Consider the following 22440-nt stretch of genomic DNA (forward strand, 5'->3'; position numbering starts at 1 on the left):
CCGCCATGATCCACCTGCATGTGCGCGACAAGGACGGTCGCCATCTTCTCGATGCCGATGCCTATCGCGAGGCGATGCGGAAAATCCGCAAGGCCGTGGGTGATCGCCTCGTCATCCAGATCACGACAGAGGCTGTCGGCATATATGGTCCGGCGGAACAGATGGCCGTCGTCCGCGAAGTGCGTCCGGAGGCCGCCTCCTTCGGCTTGCGGGAACTGGCGCCCGATGTCGGCCATGAGGCGGAATTCGCCGCCTTTCTGGAATGGTTGGCGAAAGAGCGCATCGCCCCGCAGATCATCCTCTACACGCCCGAGGAAGCGGAAAGGCTTGCCGGCATGATGAAGCGCGGGCTTATCCCGTTTGAGGACTTGCCGGTCCTTTACGTGCTTGGCCGTTACACGTCCGGACAGCAATCCGCCCCTTCCGACCTCATTCCTTTCATATCCGACGGCATGCCGCGTTTTGCGCATTGGATGGTCTGTGCTTTCGGCGGGCGGGAGACAGCCTGTGTGGCTGCTGGCGCCCTGCTCGGCGGCCATGCGCGGGTGGGTTTCGAAAACAATCTACTCCTGCCTGATGGCTCGATTGCGCCCGACAATGCGGCGCTCGTGGCGCAAACCGCTGCGACCTTGAAGAGTCTCGGCTGCGGGATCGCCGACGCGGATCGCCTTCGCGCCTCCTGGTCGTTATAATGAATTCTACCGCGGCGCGTGGAGCGTGATTGACCTGCCTTCACGTTTGCAACATACTCGGTAGTATGCCGCGGCAAGAGGGAGGACAGGCATGGCGTTCGCGCGCGTGAATGGCGTTGTTTTGCATCACGAAGTCCGCGGGCCGGCAGCCAAATCTGCCATTGTATTCTCGAATTCCCTCGGCACGGATTTCCGCATCTGGAACGCGGTGGCCGATCGCCTTCAAGAGGATTACCGGCTGGTCTTCTATGACAAGCGCGGCCACGGCCTTTCAGAGGCGACACCTGCTCCCTACGCGCTGACCGACCATGTGGACGACCTGGCCGCGCTGCTGGACCATCTCGGCATCGGCAAAGCCGCCATTGTGGGGCTTTCGGTCGGCGGCATGATCGCGCAGGGGCTTGCGACGCGCCGGCCCGACCTGGTTGCCGCACTCGTACTGTGCGACACCGCCCACAAGATCGGCAATGACGAGCTTTGGAACACCCGCATCAAAACAGTCGGGGAACAGGGCATCGCGGCCCTTGCCGATAGCGTCATGCAACGCTGGTTCACCCCGGCCTATCGCTCGCCCGACAATCCCGATTTCGTCGGCTATACGGCAATGCTGACACGCACCACGCCGGACGGCTATGCCGGCACATGCGCCGCGCTACGCGACGCCGACCTGACGGAATCAACCCGCGCCCTGAAACTACCGGCACTCTGCCTTGTCGGAGACCAGGACGGCTCCACACCGCCCGATCTCGTCCGCAGCCTTGCCGATATGATCGAGGGGTCGCAATTCGAGATCGTCGCCGGCGCGGGGCATCTGCCCTGCATCGAGCAACCGGAGAAGACGGCCGAACTGATCGCGGGGTTCCTGAAACGCATCAACTACCGATAGGCGCAATCCAAGCGCCCCCATTCAACCGCCCTATGACAGCAAAGCGGAAGGCTCCATGAACGACTATGTGACCGTGAAACGCGACGGCGAGATCGCCGTCGTCCTGCTCGACAACCCGCCCGTCAATGCCCTGAGCCTTCATCTGCGCGAGCCATTGCACGCCGCACTGGAGACGTTGCGCGACGACGAAGGCGTGGCGGCGATCGTCGTGGCCTGTGCCGGCCGCACATTCGTTTCCGGTGCGGACATCACCGAATTCGGCACGCCGAAGCAGTTGCAGAGCCCCAGCCTGCCGGATCTCTGCTCCACACTGGAGAAGATCGCCAAGCCGACGGTGGCTGCCATTCATGGCACAGCGCTCGGCGGCGGGCTGGAACTCGCATTGGCTTGCCATTTCCGCGTCGCCGACAAGGGAGCGAGGCTCGGCCTTCCCGAAGTGAAGCTCGGCATCCTGCCTGGCGCCGGCGGGACCGTCCGTTTGCCGCGCGTCGTCGGGCCGGAAAAGGCCGTGCGCATGATCGTCTCCGGCACACCGATCAGCGCTTCGGATGCATTCGAGCATGGGCTTGTCGACCAGGTCGCGGAAGGCGATCTCGTGCAGGATGCGGTTGCCTTCGCACGCGAGAAGGCCAAATCCGGCGGGCCATTCGTGCCAGTTCGCGACCGGGAGGACAAGATCGCGGCCGCGCGGGAAGACCCTTCCGCCTTCGAGGCAGCCGTCAAGGAAGTTACCAGGAAAGTGCGCGGCCTCGAAGCGCCGCTGGCTTGCGCCGAAGCCGTGCGTAACGCCGTCAATCTGGATTTCGACACGGCAATCCAGAAGGAGCGCGAATTCTTCCTCAAGCTCGTCGCCGGCGACCAGTCGCGGGCGCAGCGCCATCTCTTCTTCGCCGAGCGCGAGGCGGCAAAGGTCGAAGGCGTCGGCAAGGAGGTAAAGCCTCGCGACATCCGCCGTGCCGGCGTCATCGGCGCCGGCACCATGGGCGGCGGCATCGCCATGTCCTTCGCCAACGGCGGCATCCCGGTAACGATCCTGGAGATGAACCGGGAGGCACTCGATCGCGGTCTCGGTACGATCGAGAAGAATTACGGCATTTCGGTTTCGCGCGGCTCGCTCACGGAGGAGGAGAAGGCCGCCCGCCTGGGGCGGCTGAAAGGCACGACGGATTATGCCGATCTGGCCGATTGCGACATCATCATCGAGGCTGTCTTCGAGGAGATGGCGATCAAGAAGGAGGTCTTCGGCAAGCTCGACGCCATCGCCAAGCCCGGCACGGTGCTTGCCTCGAATACCTCCTATCTCGACGTCAACGAGATCGCGGCCTCGACGTCGCGGCCGGGTGACGTGCTTGGCATGCATTTCTTCTCGCCCGCCAATGTGATGCGGCTTCTCGAAATCGTGCGCGGAGAAAAGACAGCGCCGGATGTGCTTGCGACGGCGCTTACCATCGCCAAGAAGATCGGCAAGGTTCCGGTCGTCGTCGGCGTGTGCCACGGTTTTGTGGGCAACCGAATGCTCGGCGCGCGCAACGAGGAAAGCGAGGCGCTGCTGCTCGAAGGCGCAACGCCGCAGCAGGTGGACAAGGCCTTCACCGATTTCGGCTGGCCGATGGGACCCTTCGCCATGTGGGATCTGGCCGGCCTCGACATCGGCTGGCGCAACCGCAAGGCGCAGGGCAAGACGGCCGTCATCGGCGATGCGCTGTGCGAGATGGGCCGCTTCGGACAGAAGACGGGCAAGGGTGTCTATCTCTACGAGAATGGCTCGCGCGATCCGCAGCCCGATCCCGAGGTGGATAGGCTGATCGAGGAAAAAGCACGCGAGCGCGGCATCAACCGCCGCGACATTTCCGAACAGGAGATCATCGAGCGCACGCTCTATCCATTGGTCAACGAGGGCGCCCGCATCCTGGAGGAAGGCATCGCCGCACGGGCCTCCGACATCGATATCGTCTGGGTCAACGGATACGGCTTCCCTGTCGGCAAGGGCGGGCCGATGTTCTGGGCCGATCTTGAGGGATTGCCCAAGATCGTCGAGCGGCTGGAATACTGGCACGGCAAGACCGGCAAGGATGTCTTTAAGCCCGCGACGCTCCTGAAAAAGCTGGCCGAAAGCCAGGGAACTCTCTCCGGCGGCTCGAAGAAAGTCGCCTAGAGGAAAGGCGGCCACCCCCTTATGTGCGGTTGGCCAAGGAGGACAGCATGGACCTTCGCTTCACCGACGAGGAAATTGCCTTCCGAGACGAAGTACGGGCATTTTTCCGTGAAAACCTTCCCGAGGATATCCGCCGGAAGATGATCGACGGAGAGATGGTCAGCAGGGACGATCTCGTGCGCTGGACGCGCATCCTCAACGAGAAGGGCTGGGCGGTGCCGCACTGGCCGGTCGAATATGGCGGCACGGGCTGGGACCCGATGAGGCAGTATATCTTCCTGGAGGAGTTGCAGAAATTTCCAGCCCCTTCCCCGCTCCCCTTCGGCGTCAACATGGTCGGGCCGGTCATCTATACATTCGGGAACGAGGAACAGAAGAAGCGCTATCTGCCGCGCATCGCCAATCTCGACGACTGGTGGTGCCAGGGCTTCTCCGAACCGGGCGCCGGCTCGGACCTTGCTTCTCTCAAGACGCGCGCCGTGCGCAAAGGCGACCACTACATCGTCAACGGCCAGAAAACCTGGACGACGCTGGCACAATATGCCGACTGGATCTTCTGCCTCGTGCGCACCGACCCCAATGCCAAGAAGCAGGAAGGCATCTCCTTCCTGCTGATCGACATGAAGACGCCTGGCATCGAGGTGCGCCCGATTGTGACCATCGACGGCGGACGCGAGATCAACGAGGTCTTCTTCACGGACGTCAAGGTCCCGGTCGAAAATCTCGTCGGCCAGGAGAACAAGGGTTGGGATTACGCGAAATTCCTGCTCGGCAACGAACGGACGAATATTGCGCGTGTCGGAATTTCCAAGCAGCGCGTCGCGCGTATCCGCGAGCTTGCCGCCAAGGAAATGTCGGGCGGACGGCCTCTGCTCGATGATCCGCGCTTCCGCGAGAAGCTTGCTTCCATCGAGATCGACCTGAAGGCACTTGCGATCACCCAGCTTCGCGTGGTCGCGGCCGATGCCAAGCGCGGCAACAGCGGCAAGCCCGATCCCGCTTCCTCCGTCCTGAAGATCAAGGGCTCGGAGATCCAGCAGGCCACCACTCATCTCCTGATGCGGGTAATGGGTCCGTATGCCATGCCCTATCAGTCCGAGACGGATGAAGGCTCCAACGAGCCGCCGGTCGGGCCGGACTACGCCGCTCATGCCGCGCCCGGCTATTTTAACTATCGCAAGGTCTCGATCTATGGTGGCTCGAACGAGATCCAGAAGAATATCATTGCCAAGGCGGTGCTGGGGCTGTGAGCCAGTTTCCGGTCGGGCGTATGTCTGAAACGGCGACAGAGCACGTTGGGGAACGCACATGGATTTCGACCTAACGGAAGAACAATCGATCCTGAAAGACTCGCTCGACCGTCTGCTTGCCGACCGCTACAGCTTCGAGGCACGCCGGGGCTACATGGCATCGGCCGAGGGCTGGAGCGCCGAAATGTGGTCCCGCTATGCCGAGATGGGATTGATGGCCCTGCCCTTCGCGGAAGCCGATGGCGGCATAGGCGGCGGCCCGGTCGAAACCATGATCGTCATGGAATCGCTCGGTCGCGTGCTGGCGCTGGAACCTTATTTCCCCACTGTGGTGATCGGCGGGGGATTCCTGCGCCTCGGCGCCGGCGATGAATTGCGCACCACACTCGTGCCGCAGATCATGGACGGCTCGCTGAAGCTTGCCTTCGCCCATACCGAGCGCAACTCCCGCTACGACCTGACCCATGTCGAGACCGTCGCCCGCAAGGACGGCCACGGCTATGTGCTGAACGGCGCCAAGAGCGTGGTACTGCACGGCGACAGCGCGGACCGCATCTTTGTTACGGCCCGGACCGCGGGCGCAGCGCGCGATAAAAAAGGTGTCACCCTCTTCCTGATCGATCCCAGGGCCAGCGGCATCGGTCTGCACGGCTATCGGAACCAGGATGGCCAGCGGGCAGCCGAACTGACATTGGACAATGTGCGCGTCGGGCCGGAGGCAGTGGTCGGCGAGGCGGATAATGCGTTGCCGCTGGTGCGCCGGGTGGCCGATCAAGGAATCGCGGCGCTGGCGGCTGAATCCATCGGCGTCATGTCCGCGATGCACAAGCTGACGGTGGACTATCTGAAGGTGCGCAAGCAGTTCGGCGTGCCGATCGGCGCTTTCCAGGTGCTGCAGCACAAGGCAGTCGACATGTTTGTGGCCACTGAGCAGGCACGCTCCATGGCCATGTATGCCACCATGATGGCGGATGCGGAAGATGCCGACGAGCGCGCCCGCGCCATGCATGCGGCAAAGGCGGAAATCGGCCGCGCCGGCAGGCTGGTGGGCGAAATGGCGATCCAGCTTCACGGCGGCGTCGGCATGACGATGGAATATGACATCGGCCATTTCTTCAAACGCATGACGATGATCGACATTACTTTCGGCGACAGCGACCATCATCTTCGCGCGCTGGCCGAGGCAGGCGGACTGACGGATCTTTAGGCCGGAAAGGATTGCCGCCGGCGGGCGAAACTGGCATGTGCATTCCCCGAATGAATGCAGCCGCATCCTCATGCGCTGCAGAACAGAAAGGGAAGCAGATGGAAATCCGTCAGATCACTGAAGACTATTCGGTAGCACCGCAGATCACTGTCGACGATATCGCCACGATCAAGCAGTCCGGCTTCCGGAGCCTGATCTGCAACCGCCCCGACGACGAGCAGCCGGACCAGCCGAAAGTGGATGCGATCCGCGCTGCGGCGGAAGAAGCCGGCCTCGAGTTCCGCTTCATTCCGGTCGTCAGCGGCGCGATCACACCGGAGAATGTCTCCGCTATGGCCGATGCGCTCAACGAACTCCCGACACCTGTGCTTGCCTATTGCCGCTCCGGCACGCGCTGCGCCAACCTTTATGGCATGATCAAGGCCTCGGGCCGCTGAAGTTTCCATGTCTCCGGTCGAAACAGCGCCGGCTCAATACAGCCAGCGCACCATGAAAAGCGTAATGAACGGGAACAGCACGAGGATGATGGTGCGCACGATGTCGCTGATGACGAAAGGGGTCACGCCGCGATAAGTCTGCAAGATCGGCGTGTCCTTCGCCATGGAATTGATGACGAAAAGGTTCATGCCCACGGGCGGTGTGATCAGCCCCACCTCCACGACGATCAGCACCAGGATACCAAACCAGATTGCGAACTCCTCTGCGCCCAGCCCGAAATCAAGTCCGCTGACGATCGGGAAGAAGATCGGGATGGTCAGCAGGATCATGGACAGCGAATCCATGAAGCATCCCAGGATGAGGTAGAAGATCAGGATGCCAACCAGAACCAGCCACGGATTGAAGCCGCTTTCGGTAATGAAGGAGGCGGCGACGTTCGGCATCTGCGACAATGCCAGGAAGCTGTTATAGATGCTGGCGCCGAAAACGATGAAGAAGATCATCGCGGTCGCCGAAGCCGTAAGCAGAATCGAATCGACGAAGGTCTTGCGCGTGAGTCCCCCATTGACGAGCGCGATCAGGCCCGTTCCGGCCGCGCCGATTGCCGCCGCCTCGGTCGGCGTGAACCAGCCGAGATAGATGCCGCCGACAACGGCCAGGAAAACCAGCAATACGGGCCATACTTCCAGCAGTGCCCTGAACCTCTCGCCATATGAATGGCGTTTGCTGCTGCCTGCCGAATCCGGATACATCCGAACATAGATTGAGATCGCGATCATGTAGCCGATGGTGGCCAATATGCCTGGTACGAAGGCTGCTACGAAAAGCTTGGCGATATTCTGTTCCGCAAGGATGGCGTAGATGATCAGGACAACCGAGGGCGGGATCAGGATGCCGAGCGTCCCGCCCGCCGCGAGAGTTCCCGTCGCGAGACCTCCGGAATAGCCGTATCGCCGCAGCTCAGGCAGCGCGACCTGCGCCATGGTCGCCGCCGTTGCCAAAGAAGAACCGCAGATCGCGCCGAAGCCCGCGCAGGCCCCGATTGCGGCCATTGCGACGCCGCCTCGCCTGTGTCCGAGCCATGCGTTCGCTGCCTTGAAGAGCGATTGCGACATGCCGCCAAGCGAGGCGAACTGACCCATCAGCAGAAAAAGCGGGATGATCGAAAGCGAATAGCTGGAGAAGGTCGTATAGGTTTCGCCCTTCAGCTTCGCCAGGATCGGCGCGGCCGATCCCATGATGAGATAAAGTCCGCCCAGCCCGCAGGCCAGCATCGCAAGACCGATGGGAATGCGCAGGAAAATCAGAAGGAGAAGAACGGGGAACGAATAAAGCCCGAGTTCGAGATTGCTCAAACCATTCCCCCATGTGTGGCTCTGAACGCCGATTGCCCCGTCGCCACTTCGTGAATGCGCACCGCCAGCATATAAAAGGAGACGATCACCGCCAGGACGGCGGCAACGAGTGAGGCCGCATAGCCCCACCAGACCGGAAACTGCAGGATGAAGGTCGTCTCATGGTAGCGGATCTTGTCCAGCATGCCGTAGCAAAGCCGCCAGGCGATCAGCACGATCATGCCGGTCATCAGCAACTCGGAGACAAGATCAATAATCCGGTTCGCCCTGTCGGAAAGAAAACTGGTGAAGACATCGACCGAGGCATGTCCTCGCGACACCTGACACCAGGGAAGGAAGGCGAATACCGCGAAGGCCGTTAACACCTGGACGAGTTCGAAATCGCCCGGTATCGGGCCGAGGCCCTGACGGGCGAAGGCGCGTCCCGTGATGCTGACGACAGTTAGAATCGTTATGGCTATCAGCACGAGGCCGCCGATGATAGCCAGAGCACGGGCCAGCCATTCAATGGCCGCCGACCTTTTCATGATCCTGATCCTCCCACTCCCCTGTTCCCTGCGGGAAGTTTCGTGACTCTTATGAACGTCGTCGAAATCAAGAGCAACAAAAGCGTTTGATTATGCCGTCTCTTCGACTCTCGAGCCAGTACCATAAGGGAAGAAGGCGGGCATAGCGCCCACCTTCCCATGGCGCCGGCTCCTATTGATTGGTGTATTTTGCGATCAGCTCGCGAGCTTCCTTGAGCAATGCGTCGCCGTCGAGCCCCCTGCCGTTCATCTCCTCGACCCAATTGTCGATTACCGGCTGAGCGGCGTCCTTCCAGCGCTCAACCTCCGCCTCATCGAGGGTGACAATATTGTTGCCCCTGTCGACGGCAATCTTCTTGCTCGGCTCGTCGGCGCCCGCCTGGGTACGCCCGGCAAAGGCACCGAATTCTTGGCCGGAATTGTCGTCGATGACCTTTTTCAGGTCATCAGGCAGGCTTTCGTATTTCGCCTTGTTCATGGCGAGCACGAAGGTGGTCGTATAAAGCGCGTGATCGCCGCCGAATTCGGTATGGTTGCTGACAAGTTCCGGTACCTTAAGCGCCGTCGTCACCTCCCAGGGAATCACGCATCCGTCGATGACCCCTTTGGAAAGGGCCTCGGTGATCGCCGGTACCGGCATGCCGACCGGCGTGGCGCCCAACTGGCCGAGCAGTGCGTTGATGATACGCGTCGGCGCGCGCACCTTCTGGCCCTGCAGGTCCTCCAGTTTCTCTACCGGCGACGTGGAATGGATGAGACCCGGACCATGCACCCAGGTGCCGATTATGTGGACGTCCTGGAATTCGGTATCCTTCATGTGCTTCTCGAAGAGGTCCCAATAGGCTCGCGAGGTCGCCTCGGCATTGGTCATCATGAAGGGAAGCTCGAAGACTTCGGTGCTAGGGAAGCGTCCGGGCGTCGAGCCGGGCAAGGTCCACACTATGTCGACCGTGCCGTCCGTCACCTGGTCGATGAGCTGCGGCGGCGTTCCGCCAAGCTGCATGGCCGGATAGCGCTCGATCTTGATGCGGCCGCCGGATTCCTGTTCGATCTTGTCGGCCCAGGGATCGAGGACCAGCTTCGGCACATTGGCCTGCGCGGGCAGAAACTGATGCAACCGCAGTGTCACCTCCTGCGCCGCGGACGTTGCGGCAGCAGCGAACCAGGCCGCCGAAGCGACCAGCATGGCCAATCCGATTTTCCTCAATGAGATCTTTCTCATATGTCTCCTCCCGATGTCGTATTCGACTGCTGGATCAACCTGCTCTTTCGCAATCTCCCACTGTCCAGCCCCGCCACTCTACCGATAATAATGTAACAATAAAGCGTGTTCCTTCGGGAATTCTGTAACAGAACAGCTAAATCGGCAGGGCGCTGCTCTCTTTCAGGGTCTCCAGAACGATCGCCGTCTTCACGTGCTGGACCGCTTCATGCGGCAACAGCACATCGTTGACGAATTGCGAAAGCGACTTCAGATCCGGCGTCACTACCTTGATGAGATAATCCATCTCTCCGGTCAATGCATAGGCTTCCTGCACCTCGGGAAGCCTGGACACAAGCTCCGCGAAGCGACGGGCATTGTCCCGATTGTGGGTGGCGAGCGTCACCGAAATCACATTGACAAGAGGAAAACCGAGCCGGTCCCTGTCGAGGACCGCCCGATAGGCGCGGATCAGCCCTTCGTCCTCGAGACGCTGCCGCCGCCGGGAGCATTGGGAAGGCGAAAGGTTCACCCGCTCGGAAAGGTCGTTGTTGGTCAGCCGCGCGTCCGTTTGCAGAAGGGCGAGTATTTTGCGGTCATACTGATCAAGATGCGTTCTAGCCATTGAATATCGACCTCCTACTGCATGCTCCATGCATAAAATTTCCATTTCGGCCATGGCTTTGCAAGCCTTGTGCGGCCTGCCGGAGCTATAATTTGGACACAAGCAGGCTCCCCAAGCTGAAGGAGGCGACCATGGGTCCTTTTCCGCATGATGCTCCACCCGCAAAGATAAGCGCCGAGAACCCGGCCGGCACGGACGGCTTCGAGTTCGTGGAATTTGCGCATCCGGAGCCGGAAAAGCTGTCGGAGCTCTTCGCCAGGATGGGCTATTCTGAAGTCGCGCGTCACAAGATGAAGAAGATTTCCGTATGGCGCCAGGGCGACATCAACTATCTCGTCAATGCCGAGCCTGGCTCCCATGCGATGAAATTCGTCGACCAGCATGGCCCTTGCGCACCGTCCATGGCCTGGCGGGTGGTCGATGCGAGGCATGCTTTCGAGCATGCCGTCTCGAAAGGCGCCATCCCCTATGAGGGGGACGACAAGGCGCTGGACGTACCGGCCATTGTCGGCATCGGGGGCTCGCTCATCTATTTCATCGAGAAATACGGCGACAAGGGATCCGCCTATGACGCGGAATTCGATTGGATCGGCGAGCGCAACCCGAAGCCAGAAGGTGTCGGCTTCTACTACCTCGACCACCTAACCCATAATGTCTATCGCGGCAATATGGACAAGTGGTGGGACTTCTATCGCGACCTGTTCGGCTTCAAGCAGATCCACTTCTTCGATATCGACGGCAGGATCACCGGCTTGGTCAGCCGCGCCATCACCTCGCCCTGCGGCAAGATCCGTATCCCGTTGAACGAATCCAAGGACGACACAAGCCAGATCGCGGAATATCTCAAGAAATACAAGGGCGAAGGCATTCAGCATATCGCCGTGGGAACGGACGCCATCTATGACGCGACCGACCGGCTTGCCGAAAACGGGCTAAAATTCATGCCCGGCCCGCCGGACACCTATTACGAGATGTCCTACAAGCGCGTGAACGGCCATGACGAGCCGATCGATCGCATGAAAAAGCACGGCATTCTGATCGACGGCGAAGGGGTGGTGGACGGCGGCATGACCAAGATCCTGCTGCAGATCTTCTCCAGGACCGTCATCGGGCCGATCTTCTTCGAGTTCATCCAGAGGAAGGGCGACGAAGGCTTTGGCGAGGGCAATTTCCGTGCCCTGTTCGAATCCATCGAAGAAGACCAGATCCGCCGTGGCGTGCTCAAGCCGAACGAGGCTTCTGAGTAGTTTCCGGAGGGAGGAAGCGCGACGGTCGCCGAAACCGGCGCGAAGCCGGCTGGCCTGCAGGCAATATGCTGGCCGGCCGGTCAATCACGGGAGGTGCGGGATTGCCTCCGTCAAGGCGAGCAGCCCGATCTCCAGATCGGCCCGCTTCGTGTCCTCGTCGGGATTGTGGCTGATGCCGCCGATGGAAGGTACGAAGAGCATGGCCGTGGGCAGCACGCGCGATACATGCGTCGCGTCGTGCAGCGCACCGGAGGACATGCGACGCCAGCGACCGGGAGCGATACCGCCGGCAGCCTCTGCAAGCGCCTCGGTCATGCGCGGATCCATGGGAACGGGATCGGCAGAAAACCCCTGACTGACCGACAGATCGAGCTCCAGCGCCAGGGCGGTGTGCTCGGCAACGCCCATGGCTTCGGCCATCAAGCGGTCCAGGCGGGCGGTCTCGGGATCGCGGATCTGCACCGAAACCGAAGCCGTGCCCGGCACGATCGAGGGTGCGTTCGGATCCACCGCGATCCGGCCGAGGGTCCAGACGGTCCGGTCCGTCACCAGCGGGGCGAAAGCCGTGTCGAGCGCTGCCGCAAAATTGTAGAGGCCGCGGACCGCGTCGCGCCGCAGGTGCATCGGTGTGGTGCCGGCGTGATTGGCCTCGCCGGAAAAGGTGAGCGTGAGCGATCGTACGCCGGCAATGGCTTCCACAACACCGAGCGTCTCGCCTGCCCTATCGAGCACCGGGCCCTGTTCGATATGGGGCTCCAGATAGGCCGCAAATTGCGCGGGCGACACCTCGCCGATATCGGCGATTTCTTGCGCGCGCTGGCGCGCCTCAGCCAAGGTGATGCCTTCGGCATCGCTCAGCCGGTCGGCCTCTTCCGGCTCCATTGCACCCGCCCAGACCGCGCTTCCCGTCAATCCGCCGAAGCGCCCTTCCTCGTCCTGAAACGAGACGACCGCGATCCGAGGTCCGCCAGCTTCACGCGCCGCCCTGGCAATTTCCAGCCCGCAGGCCACGCCATAGATGCCGTCCAGCCAGCCGCCAAGCGGCTGAGTGTCGCTATGTGATCCGATCAGAAGACAAGGGCCTTCGCCCGGCGGCAGGCCGAAGAGATTGCCCCAGGGATCGACCACTGCCTCCAGTCCCGCCGCACGCATTCGTCCGGCAAGCCAGATACGCGCCGCAATATCAGCTCCGCTGAAAGCCAGACGGCTGACGCCCTTGCCAACCGCACCGATCGTGCGCAGTTCATCGAGTTCGGCCAGCATCCTTGCCGGGTTGACCGGGATAGGCCGCCCTGCCTGCATCAGGATGCGCCCTTGCGGGCTGTGGTCAAAGCCTTCTCCAGCTTGTCCAGGTCCCCGACAAGATTCGCCAGGATCAGCACCAGCCTGGCGTTCAGCCTGGTGCTTTCCTCCAGGCTCAGCCCCTCATGGGCGGTCATGAGTTGGGTATAGAAATCGTCACCATGAGCGCCGAGGCGGTCGCGGCCGATATCAGCGTCATCACTCATTCCGATGTCCTCCCTGTCGCACGTTCCAGCGCCGTCTTGACGGCGGCCGAGCTCGGCGCACGAAAGCTCGCTGCTATGTGCTGATCCGGCCGCACGAGATAGGTCGTGCCGTCGCCATAGCGCTTGGCGACCGCACCGGTCGTGTCAACGAACTGAAGATCACCTGTCACCAGCCGGTGAGAGGCGGTCGCAACAGCGATCGCGCGCAGGCCGGAGGGCAGTTCCTGAGGCGGTTCAGCGCCAACGCAAAGCAGGGCGAAATCGCCGCCCACCGCGTTGAGAAGCCAACGCGAACGACCCTCGCCATCTTCAAGCGGCGCATCCGTCATCGGCTCTCCTGGCGTGACCGTATCATCCTCGTCACAGGGCGTCTGAAGCGATTTGCCGGCGAGCGAGCAAGGCCTCGACAATCGCCCCGAATTGACCAGCCTGCGCGCGAATTCGTGCTCAACTGCCAGTGCAAGCACGCTGTCGCGGAAAATCCGTTCCATCTCGGTCTTCGGCGTCATGAAGGAGGTCGCACGGGCGGAATTCAGGATATTCTCGTCGGCGCCGTGGATGCGTTCCTCTTCATAGGTAGCAATAAGGCTTTCCGGCGCGCTGTCCTTCAGCACCATTGCGAGCTTCCAGACGAGATTGTCGACGTCCTGAATGCCGCCATTGCCCCCGCGCGCGCCGAATGGCGAGACAATATGAGCGCTGTCACCAGCAAAAACGATGCGGCCATGCACGAATTTTTCGAGCCTGCGGCACTGGAAAGCATAGACCGACACCCAATCCAGTTCGAAATCGCGATGACCGATCACCTTCTCAATGCGCGGAATAACGTTCTCCGGCTTCTTCTCCTCTTCCGGATCTGCATCGGACCCGAGCTGCAGGTCGATGCGGTAGATATTGTCCGGCTGCTTGTGCAGCAGCGCCGACTGCCCCGAGTGGAAAGGCGGCTCGAACCAGAACCATCGTTCGGACGGGAAATCCGCCTGCATTTCCACATCGGCGATCAGGAAACGTTCCTCGAAGACGCGGCCCTGGAATTCCAGCCCGAGCATGCCGCGCACCGGCGAACGCGCTCCATCGCAGGCAATGAGCCAGGAGGCTTCCAGTCCGTAAGGTCCGTCCGGCGTTTCGATGCCGATGCGCACATGATCGTCTAGCGGCTCTATCCCGATCACCTTGTTCTTCCATCGCAGGTCGATCAGGTCGGGAAAGTCGGCGGCGCGCTCGGCCAGATATTGCTCGACGTAATATTGCTGCAGGTTGACGAAGGCCGGCATCTTGTGGCCGAGCTCAGGCAGGAGATCGAAGCTCCAGACTTCACGGTCGCGATGGAACAGCCGGCCGACCTTCCAGGTCACGCCTTTTTCCACCATGCGCTCGCCGACACCCAGCCGGTCGAAGATCTCCAGCGTGCGCTTCGACCAGCAAATGGCGCGGCTGCCGATCGAGACGACATCATTGTCGTCCAGCACAACGGTTCGGACGCCGTGAAGCGCAAGATCAATCGCCGCGGCCAGCCCCACCGGCCCGGCGCCGACGATGGCGACGGGACAGCGCGCGCCGCCCTTGCCACCGAATTCCGGCAGCCGTCGATAACCGAATGGCTTATAAACATAGCGCGGCATCAAGCGCAGCGCTCACCGGCAAATCGACGCCAATTCAGTTCCACGCGCTCCTCCTATGCACGCCTCAACCCTGCAACTGCTCCCACATCGCCTTGTCGCGCTCGGCAGTCCAGATGCGCGGATTATCGATGCCCAACGCCTCGTCATAGGCGCGCGCGACGTTGAAGGGCAGGCAGTGCTCGTAGATCGCGTAGTCGGCGAATTTCGGGTCGCAGGCGGCACGGCACGCATCCCATGCCTCCTTCAGCGAACCGCCGCCCTGAGCGACCTTTGCTACCGGTCGGTAGGTGGAGAGCACAAAATCCTTCGTCAGATCGAGCGCCTCGTTGACCTTGGCCTGACCGACCAGCGCGTCACCACGGCCGGGCGCTATCGCGTCCAGACCGAAAGCACGGATCTTCTCCAGCGTCGTTGGCCAATCGGCAAAGTGCCCATCGCCGCAATAGCAAGCCGAATGATATTCCACGATGTCACCGGTGAACATGACATTCTCGTCCGGCACGAAGGCGACGATGTCGCCGGCCGTATGGGCGCGACCGAGGAACATGAGGTCCACACGGCGCTTGCCGAGATAGAAGGTGGCCCGGTCGTTGAAGGTGAGGGTCGGCCAGGTGAGGCCGGGAATGGATTCGTGCCCCTGGAAAAGGCGCGGGAAACGGCCAAATTCCGAATCCCAGTCCTCCTGTCCGCGTTCGACGACTTGCGCGCGAGACCTTTCCGACATGATGATCTCCGAGGCTCCATAAGCGGAGGCACCCAACACACGCACGGCGTGGTAATGGGAAAGAACGACATATTTGATCGGCTTGTCGGTTACCGATCTGATCTTCTCGATCACCTTGTTGGCGAGCCGGGGCGTAGCCTGTGCATCGACGATCATGACGGAATCGTCGCCTATGATCACACCGGTATTCGGATCACCCTCGGCGGTGAACGCCCAGAGATCACGTCCAATCTCGGTGAAGGAGACCTTCTTTTCGGCCATGTCGCCGGTCGATGCGAATTGCTTAGCCATTACGCGCCTTTCTCGTATTTCTGTACCGTTTGCTCGATCGCGCCGAAGATCGAATGGCCTGCCTTGTCCTTCATCTCGATGCGAACCACGTCGCCGAAACGCATGAAAGGCGTCTCTGGCTTGCCGGACTTGATAGTCTCGATCATGCGTATCTCGGCGATGCAGGAGTAGCCTGCACCGCCTTCCGCCACCGGCTTGCCGGGTCCGCCGTCAAGCTTGTTGGAGACCGTGCCGGAGCCGATGATCGAGCCGGCGCAGAGCGGTCGCGTCTTGGCCGCATGGGCGACGAGCGTCGGCAGGTCGAAAGTCATGTCGATACCTGCATTGGCGCGGCCGAAGGGCTTGCCGTTGAGGTCGACGCAAAGCGGCAGATGAATCTTGCCGCCGTCCCAGGCGTCGCCCAGCTCGTCGGGAGTGACGGCGACCGGCGAGAAGGCCGATGAGGGCTTGGACTGGAAGAAGCCGAAGCCCTTGGCGAGTTCCGCGGGGATCAGCCCGCGCAGCGAGACGTCGTTGACCAGCATGATCAGCCGGATGGCATCGCGCGCTTCCTCGACGGAGGCCCCCGCCGACACATCGTCGACGATGACGGCGACCTCGCCTTCCATATCGATGCCCCAGGCTTCGTCCGCCATCACGATCGGGTCGCGCGGGCCGAGAAAGGAATCGGAGCCGCCCTGATACATCAGGGGATCGCTCCAGAAGCTTTCCGGCAGTTCCGCGCCGCGCGCCTTACGGACCAGCTCGACATGGTTCACATAGGCCGAGCCGTCGGCCCATTGATAGGCACGCGGGAGCGGCGACATGGCCTCGTGCTCGTGAAAGCGCTCCGCCGGCACGGAGCTATGCTCCAGACTTTCGGCCAGGGCCGCCAGATGCGGCGCGATGCGCGCCCAATCGTCGAGCGCCGCCTGCAGCGTCGGGGCCAGAAACGAGGCATCGGTATAGCGTGTCAGGTCGCGGGAGACGAGGACCAGCCTGCCGTCTCGCGTCCCATTCTTCAGTGTGGCCAGTTTCAAGTTGTTTCCTCTCCCGAACGTCATCGTCTGTTTGTAGGTGTCCGCCACAACGTTGGAACGAAGGGCGTCACGCATCGCCGTCATCCCGGCCAAGTGAGCGAAGCGAATGCGAGCCGGGATCCATTCCGTGGTACCAGAGACTAGCTTCAACTTGCCAGTGCTCCGGAATGGATCCCGGGCCTCCACCCCTGCGCGGCTCCGCCCGGGATGACGTTGGATGTGTCAGTTCCAGTCGCCCTCCGGCGTGCCGTTGAAGCGCTTCTTCAGATCCTTCCAGCAGTCGATATAATTGTCCTGCCGCGTCTCGGTCTCGGCAGCATAGCGCGTCAGGTGCTGAGGAAAGCGCGTCTCGAACATGAAGGCCATGGTGTTGTCGAGCTTGACCGGCTTCAATTCAGCGCGCGTCGCCTTTTCATAGCCCATGGCATCGGGTCCGTGCGGCAGCATCATGTTGTGCAAGCTTATGCCGCCGGGCACGAAGCCCTCCTCCTTGGCGTCGTACTGGCCACGGATCAGGCCCATGAACTCGCTCATGATGTTGCGGTGGTACCAGGGTGGACGGAAGGTATGCTCGGCCACCATCCAGCGCGGCGGGAAAATCACGAAATCGACATTGGCCGTGCCCTCCTCGCCGCTCGGCGCGGTCAGCACCGTGAAGATCGACGGATCGGGATGATCGAACAGGATCGCGCCGACCGGTGAAAAGGTAGATAGATCGTATTTGTAGGGCGCGTAATTGCCGTGCCATGCGACCACATCGAGCGGCGAATGATCGAGTTCTGTAACATAGAAGCGCCCGCACCATTTCACAAAAAGACGGCAGGGCGTCTCCTTCTCCTCGAACCAGGCGACCGGCGTCTTGAAGTCGCGCGGGTTGGCGAGACAGTTGGCGCCGATCGGCCCACGATCCGGCAGGGTGAACTTGGCACCGTAATTTTCGCAGATATAACCGCGAACCGGTCCGTCCATCAGTTCGACCTTGAAGATCATACCGCGCGGAATGATGCATATCTCGCCGGGCGTGACCTCCATGACGCCCATTTCGGTAACGACGCGGATACCGCCTTCCTGGGCCACGATCAGAAGCTCTCCATCGGCATTGAAGAAGTGATCGTCCACCATGGACTTGTTTGCGACATAAACATGCGCAGCCATGCCCGACTGGCCATTGGCGTCGCCTGCGGTGGTCATGGTGCGAATGCCGGAGAGGAAATCCGTTTCCTCGTTGGGGATGGCGGTCGGGTTCCAGCGCAGCTGGCCGATCGGGAGTTCGTGTTCGTCCTGGTTGGGCGCCGTTTTCCAGTTCTCGAAGCGCGTAGGCGTGAAGCGCCCCGTATGGCGCACGCTCGGGCGGATGCGGTAAAGCCAGGAGCGCTCGTTGGTGCCGCGCGGCGCGGTGAAGGGCGAGCCGGAAAGCTGTTCGGCATAAAGCCCGTACGCGCAGCGCTGCGGCGAATTCTGCCCTTGCGGGAGTGCACCCGGCAGGCTTTCCGTCTCGAAATCATTACCGAAGCCAGGCATGTACTGAAACGTCATCATCGCCTCCTCACGAATTGACCAGACTTGGTTACATCTGTAACCATCCAGAATGTAACCATCAATGCCTGACCGCTCATGGAATACGAAATTCTCGAACTGGAAACTTTTCTTCCCTATCGGCTCTATCACCTTGCCGATGAGGTGAGCCGGGAATTCTCCAGAATCTACAAGGACCGCTTCGGCCTCACCCGCCCGGAATGGCGTACATTGGCCGGACTCGGCCAGCACGGCACAATGACGGCGACCGCCCTTGGCGAACAGTCGGCGATGCACAAGACCAAGGTCTCGCGAGCGGTCGCGGAATTGGAGCGGCGACGCTGGCTCGTACGCAAGACGGATGAGAAAGACCGCCGCCTGGAGCATCTGACCCTCACCAGGGCGGGGCTGGCCGCCTATCAGGAGATGGTGCCGCTGGCAAAAGCCTTCGAGCAAAATCTGCTCGAACGGATGAAGGACGGCCAGGGCAAGAGGCTGCTGAAAGACCTGCTGGCGCTGGAAGCCGCGTTGGCGGCAGATTGACGTAGAATCACAGATGACCTGCCGACTGGTCAGAATGATCAGTCAGGATCCATCTATGAGGACCGTTCAGGCGCATCAATATGGAATACGGCGAAACCGCCCTTCGCCTTCCCATTACGATAGACCGCGAGCCGCCTGACCCCAACGCGCTTGTACATGCCGCTCGGGAGCATGGACTTACGATCTTTGACGCTGCCTATCTTGAACCTGCGATTCGGTTTTCTCTGCCATTCGCCACCCTCGATCCCAAGCTCTCCTCCGCCGCGCGAAATGCAGGAGTTCGTCGCGTGGTAGATCGCGGCGTCTAGCCTACCAGTCCATCACGACCTTGCCGGCGCGGCCGCCGCGCATCTCGGCGAAGCCGGTCTTGAAATCGTCTGCTGCGATGCGATGCGTGATCAGGCCGGAAACATCCAGCGGTCCCTGCACCAGCGCTATCATCTTGTACCAGGTCTCGAACATCTCGCGACCATAGATGCCCTTCAGGTGCAGCATCTTGAAGATGACCTTGTTCCAATCGATCTCGAAACCGGTGGGCGCGATGCCGAGGATGGCGATCTTGCCGCCATTGTTCATGGCGTCGATCATGTCGCGGAAGGCGTTGGCCGAGCCGGACATTTCGAGGCCGACATCGAAGCCTTCGGTCATGCCTTCCTCGCGCATGACATCCTGCAGCTTCTCCTTCGAGGCATCGACGACGTGATGCACGCCCAGCTTTCGAGCAAGATCGAGGCGGGTCGGATTGATGTCGGTGATGACGACCTTGCGTGCGCCGACGCATTGCGCCACCAGCGCGCCCATGATGCCGATCGGACCGGCACCGGTGACCAACACGTCCTCGCCCACGAGATCGAACGACAACGCAGTATGGACAGCGTTGCCCAAGGGATCGAAGATCGTCGCGATCTCGTCCGGCACGTCGTCGGGTATCGCTACGACATTATGCTGCGGCAGGGCGATAAATTCGGCGAAAGCACCCGATCTTTGCACGCCGACGCCAAGCGTGTTGCGGCACAGATGTCCCCTGCCGGCCCGACAGTTGCGGCAGTGGCCGCAGACGATATGCCCTTCGCCGGAAACGCGCTGGCCGACCTTGTATTCGCTGACAGCCGCGCCAACATCCGCGACAGTGCCGACAAATTCGTGGCCGGTGACGAGCGGCACGGGAACGGTTTTCTGCGCCCACTCGTCCCAGTTCCAGATATGGACGTCGGTGCCGCAGATGGCGGTCTTCTTCACCTTGATCAGGACGTCATTGGGCCCGATCTCCGGCACCGGGACGCGCTCCATCCAAAGGCCGGGCTCGGCCTTCGCCTTCACCAGCGCTTTCATCATGTTGGACATGGGCGGCTCCTTACCCTCCCCTTGTAGGGAGGATGAACGTCGTGCTCATTCGACCACCCCCAGTTCCTTCCCGACGATCCCGAACACCTCGACAGCCCGGTCGATGTCCTCGTCCGAATGAGCGGCCGACATCTGGGTGCGGATGCGCGCCTGGCCTTTCGGCACGACAGGAAAGGAGAAGCCGATGACATAAATGCCGTGATCCAGCATCCTTCCAGCCATCTCGCCGGCGAGCGCCGCGTCCCCGATCATGACCGGGATTATGGGGTGGTCCGCTCCGGCCAGCCGGAAACCCATCTTGCTCATGCCGGCACGGAAACGTTCGGCATTGCGGTAGAGCTTCGCGCGCAATTCGTCGCCCCTCTCCAGCATGTCGAAGACCTTCAACGAAGCGCCTGCGATCGCCGGCATCAGTGTATTGGAGAAAAGATAAGGGCGCGAGCGTTGGCGCAGCCAGTCCACGACCTGGCCGCGCCCGCTCGTATAGCCGCCGGAGGCGCCGCCGAGCGCCTTGCCAAGCGTGCCGGTGACGATGTCCACCCTGCCCTCGACGCCGCAATATTCCGGCGTGCCGCGGCCATGTGCGCCCACGAAACCGATGGCGTGGCTGTCATCCACCATGACCATCGCGTCATATTTTTCCGCCAGATCACATATGCCCTTCAGATTGGCGATGATGCCGTCCATGGAGAAAACTCCGTCAGTGGCGATCAGGCGGAAGCGTGCGTCGGCGGCTTCCTTCAGCCGGGCCTCCAGTTCGCCCATGTCGTTGTTGGCGTAGCGGTAGCGGCGGGCCTTGGAAAGCCTGACCCCATCGATGATCGACGCGTGGTTGAGGGCATCGGAAATGATGGCGTCTTCCTCGCCAAGCAGGGTCTCGAAAAGCCCTGCATTGGCATCGAAACAGGAAGAATAGAGGATCGTGTCCTCCATACCGAGGAATGCGGATATCTTCGCTTCGAGTTGCTTGTGCTCTTCCTGCGTGCCGCAGATGAAGCGCACCGATGCCATGCCGTAACCGTAACGGTCGAGCGCAGCCTTCGCCGCATCCCGCAACTCCTCGCTGTCGGCAAGGCCGAGATAGTTGTTGGCGCAGAAATTGAGCACCTTGCGCCCGCCCACCTCGATCTCGGCCGACTGCATCGAGGATATGACCCGCTCGGATTTGTAGAGCCCGGCGGATTTCAGCCCGTCTAGCTCAGCATCGAGATGGGCGAGAAATTTTGCACTCATGGGTCTGCTCGTCTGTTTTCCGCAGATTGTTTTGCAATTTCCGCTGACGCCGGTTTGAGGCATATGGCCCACCCGGTTCGCAGGCGTGTTATTTCTCCCGCATTTTATGTTCCGGCGCTACCACTTGAAGTTCGGCAAAGCGAAATTACTTCGATAGGTGCGTGCTATGCGCGCAAGGTAGAGTTCTGGTCAAGCTTCACAAGTGGAGGTTGTCATGCCTGGCTCTATGGTTGAGGACAGAAAGCCACAAGACTGGTTCAATCTGGTCCTCGCGGTCTGCCTGTTCATTTCTCCTTGGGTGCTCGGATTTGTCGGCATTGCCACGGCGGCATGGAACGCCTGGATAGTTGCCGTCATTCTGGGCGCATTGGCGATCGCCGCCCTGTCGGTCTTCGCCGAATGGGAGGAATGGATAAACCTTGTCGCGGGGCTATGGTTGATCGTTTCTCCCTGGCTGCTCGGTTTTGCCGCCAATACGAACGCCATGTGGACCCATGTCGTCATCGGCGTCCTGGCCGCGGTGATATCGGCCTGGGCGGTATGGGGGCATCGGAACGCTCCCCACGCTCACGCGTGAACGGTGGCAGCCGGAAAGAGAGCCCGCCACCGGCGTGGCGGGCTCGATGGCAGTATCAGAAGAACGCCTGCAGCCCTGTCTGGGCGCGGCCCAGGATGAGGGCGTGGACATCGTGCGTGCCCTCATAGGTGTTGACCGTCTCCAGGTTCTGCGCATGGCGCATCACATGATATTCGATCTGGATGCCGTTGCCGCCATGCATGTCGCGGGCGGCCCGCGCAATCTCCAGCGCCTTGCCGCAATTGTTGCGCTTGACGATCGAGATCATCTCAGGGGCAAACTTGCCCTCATCCATCAGACGCCCGACGCGTAGGCTCCCCTGCAGCCCGAGCGCGATCTCGGTCTGCATGTCGGCAAGCTTCTTCTGGAAAAGCTGGGTGCCGGCCAAAGGCTTGCCGAACTGCTTGCGATCGAGCCCGTATTGCCGGGCGCGGAACCAGCAGTCCTCCGCCGCCCCCATGGCGCCCCAGGAGATGCCGTA

The 22440-nt window shown here is 61.3% G+C and carries 22 protein-coding genes; 9 read left to right on the plus strand and 13 right to left on the minus strand.

The window, feature by feature from the left end; translation table 11 throughout:
• The 6 genes from L598_RS14370 to L598_RS14395 form a co-directional block, all read left to right on the plus strand.
• Positions 1 to 692, plus strand: a 692-nt coding sequence (locus L598_RS14370; protein WP_144863598.1) for a 3-keto-5-aminohexanoate cleavage protein, incomplete at its 5' end; no start/stop codon positions are given.
• Positions 693 to 783: 91 nt separating this feature from the next.
• Positions 784 to 1578 carry a 3-oxoadipate enol-lactonase gene (gene pcaD, locus L598_RS14375; RefSeq protein ID WP_144863559.1) on the plus strand — a complete coding sequence of 265 codons (795 nt, stop codon included), beginning with the start codon at positions 784 to 786 and terminating at the stop codon, positions 1576 to 1578.
• Between the two features lie 55 nt (positions 1579 to 1633).
• Positions 1634 to 3733, plus strand: coding sequence for a 3-hydroxyacyl-CoA dehydrogenase NAD-binding domain-containing protein (locus tag L598_RS14380; RefSeq protein ID WP_144863561.1), 2100 nt, complete (start codon positions 1634 to 1636; stop codon positions 3731 to 3733).
• 47 nt (positions 3734 to 3780) lie between these two features.
• Positions 3781 to 4983: a pimeloyl-CoA dehydrogenase large subunit gene (gene pimC / locus L598_RS14385; protein WP_144863563.1), complete on the plus strand. Its 1203-nt coding sequence runs from the start codon at positions 3781 to 3783 to the stop codon at positions 4981 to 4983.
• Between the two features lie 58 nt (positions 4984 to 5041).
• Positions 5042 to 6190 (plus strand): acyl-CoA dehydrogenase, encoded by a 1149-nt coding sequence (locus tag L598_RS14390; RefSeq protein WP_144863564.1) that lies wholly within the window; start codon positions 5042 to 5044, stop codon positions 6188 to 6190.
• Between the two features lie 98 nt (positions 6191 to 6288).
• Positions 6289 to 6627 carry a TIGR01244 family sulfur transferase gene (locus L598_RS14395; RefSeq protein WP_144863566.1) on the plus strand — a complete coding sequence of 113 codons (339 nt, stop codon included), beginning with the start codon at positions 6289 to 6291 and terminating at the stop codon, positions 6625 to 6627.
• 33 nt (positions 6628 to 6660) lie between these two features.
• On the opposite strand, the gene L598_RS14400 is transcribed toward L598_RS14395, so the two are convergent.
• The 4 genes from L598_RS14400 to L598_RS14415 all read right to left on the minus strand — a co-directional run bounded on the left by L598_RS14400 (position 6661) and on the right by L598_RS14415 (position 10336).
• Positions 6661 to 7983 (minus strand): TRAP transporter large permease, encoded by a 1323-nt coding sequence (locus tag L598_RS14400; RefSeq protein ID WP_144863569.1) that lies wholly within the window; start codon positions 7981 to 7983, stop codon positions 6661 to 6663.
• The gene (locus L598_RS14405; RefSeq protein WP_144863571.1) at positions 7980 to 8510 is read right to left on the minus strand and encodes a TRAP transporter small permease; all 531 of its coding nucleotides are present in this window, start codon (positions 8508 to 8510) and stop codon (positions 7980 to 7982) included. The genes L598_RS14400 and L598_RS14405 overlap by 4 nt, the downstream gene beginning before the upstream one ends.
• A 172-nt stretch (positions 8511 to 8682) precedes the next feature.
• Complete coding sequence (locus L598_RS14410; RefSeq protein ID WP_144863573.1) at positions 8683 to 9732, minus strand: TRAP transporter substrate-binding protein; 1050 nt, start codon at positions 9730 to 9732, stop codon at positions 8683 to 8685.
• 136 nt (positions 9733 to 9868) lie between these two features.
• Positions 9869 to 10336 carry an Lrp/AsnC family transcriptional regulator gene (locus L598_RS14415; protein ID WP_144863575.1) on the minus strand — a complete coding sequence of 156 codons (468 nt, stop codon included), beginning with the start codon at positions 10334 to 10336 and terminating at the stop codon, positions 9869 to 9871.
• A 131-nt stretch (positions 10337 to 10467) separates the two neighbouring features.
• Here L598_RS14415 and hppD point away from each other — a divergent pair, with 131 nt between their 5' ends.
• Positions 10468 to 11583, plus strand: a complete 1116-nt coding sequence (gene hppD / locus L598_RS14420; protein WP_144863577.1) for a 4-hydroxyphenylpyruvate dioxygenase — start codon at positions 10468 to 10470, stop codon at positions 11581 to 11583.
• Positions 11584 to 11667: 84 nt separating this feature from the next.
• Here hppD and L598_RS14425 read toward each other — a convergent pair whose 3' ends face one another.
• The 6 genes from L598_RS14425 to hmgA form a co-directional block, all read right to left on the minus strand.
• On the minus strand, positions 11668 to 12885 hold the full coding sequence (locus L598_RS14425; protein ID WP_144863579.1) for a hydantoinase/carbamoylase family amidase: 1218 nt from the start codon (positions 12883 to 12885) through the stop codon (positions 11668 to 11670).
• The gene (locus tag L598_RS14430) at positions 12885 to 13091 is read right to left on the minus strand and encodes a DUF2783 domain-containing protein (protein ID WP_144863581.1); all 207 of its coding nucleotides are present in this window, start codon (positions 13089 to 13091) and stop codon (positions 12885 to 12887) included. The genes L598_RS14425 and L598_RS14430 overlap by 1 nt, the downstream gene beginning before the upstream one ends.
• The gene (locus tag L598_RS14435; RefSeq protein ID WP_144863583.1) at positions 13088 to 14713 is read right to left on the minus strand and encodes an FAD-dependent oxidoreductase; all 1626 of its coding nucleotides are present in this window, start codon (positions 14711 to 14713) and stop codon (positions 13088 to 13090) included. Before L598_RS14435 ends, L598_RS14430 begins: the two co-directional genes overlap by 4 nt.
• A gap of 64 nt (positions 14714 to 14777) precedes the next feature.
• Complete coding sequence (locus L598_RS14440; RefSeq protein WP_144863585.1) at positions 14778 to 15728, minus strand: MBL fold metallo-hydrolase; 951 nt, start codon at positions 15726 to 15728, stop codon at positions 14778 to 14780.
• Entirely contained in the window at positions 15728 to 16747 is a 1020-nt protein-coding gene (locus L598_RS14445; RefSeq protein ID WP_144863587.1) for a fumarylacetoacetate hydrolase family protein, read from the minus strand. The genes L598_RS14440 and L598_RS14445 overlap by 1 nt, the downstream gene beginning before the upstream one ends.
• Before the next feature lie 222 nt (positions 16748 to 16969).
• Positions 16970 to 18283: a homogentisate 1,2-dioxygenase gene (gene hmgA / locus L598_RS14450; RefSeq protein WP_144863589.1), complete on the minus strand. Its 1314-nt coding sequence runs from the start codon at positions 18281 to 18283 to the stop codon at positions 16970 to 16972.
• A 78-nt stretch (positions 18284 to 18361) separates the two neighbouring features.
• Here hmgA and L598_RS14455 point away from each other — a divergent pair, with 78 nt between their 5' ends.
• Positions 18362 to 18805 (plus strand): MarR family transcriptional regulator, encoded by a 444-nt coding sequence (locus tag L598_RS14455; RefSeq protein WP_144863591.1) that lies wholly within the window; start codon positions 18362 to 18364, stop codon positions 18803 to 18805.
• Positions 18806 to 19114: 309 nt separating this feature from the next.
• Here the strand turns inward: L598_RS14455 and tdh are convergent, their stop codons facing one another.
• Positions 19115 to 20149 (minus strand): L-threonine 3-dehydrogenase, encoded by a 1035-nt coding sequence (gene tdh / locus L598_RS14460; protein WP_144863593.1) that lies wholly within the window; start codon positions 20147 to 20149, stop codon positions 19115 to 19117.
• Positions 20150 to 20194: 45 nt separating this feature from the next.
• Positions 20195 to 21382 (minus strand): glycine C-acetyltransferase, encoded by a 1188-nt coding sequence (locus L598_RS14465; RefSeq protein WP_144863595.1) that lies wholly within the window; start codon positions 21380 to 21382, stop codon positions 20195 to 20197.
• A 214-nt stretch (positions 21383 to 21596) separates the two neighbouring features.
• Here L598_RS14465 and L598_RS14470 point away from each other — a divergent pair, with 214 nt between their 5' ends.
• Entirely contained in the window at positions 21597 to 21959 is a 363-nt protein-coding gene (locus L598_RS14470) for an SPW repeat protein (protein ID WP_144863597.1), read from the plus strand.
• A 55-nt stretch (positions 21960 to 22014) separates the two neighbouring features.
• On the opposite strand, the gene L598_RS14475 is transcribed toward L598_RS14470, so the two are convergent.
• The coding region (locus L598_RS14475) for an acyl-CoA dehydrogenase family protein (RefSeq protein WP_281407398.1) at positions 22015 to 22440 on the minus strand (426 nt) is incomplete at its 5' end.

Source organism: Mesorhizobium sp. J18, assembly GCF_007829525.1.
In the GTDB taxonomy this organism is placed as follows: Bacteria; Pseudomonadota; Alphaproteobacteria; order Rhizobiales; family Rhizobiaceae; genus VLJP01.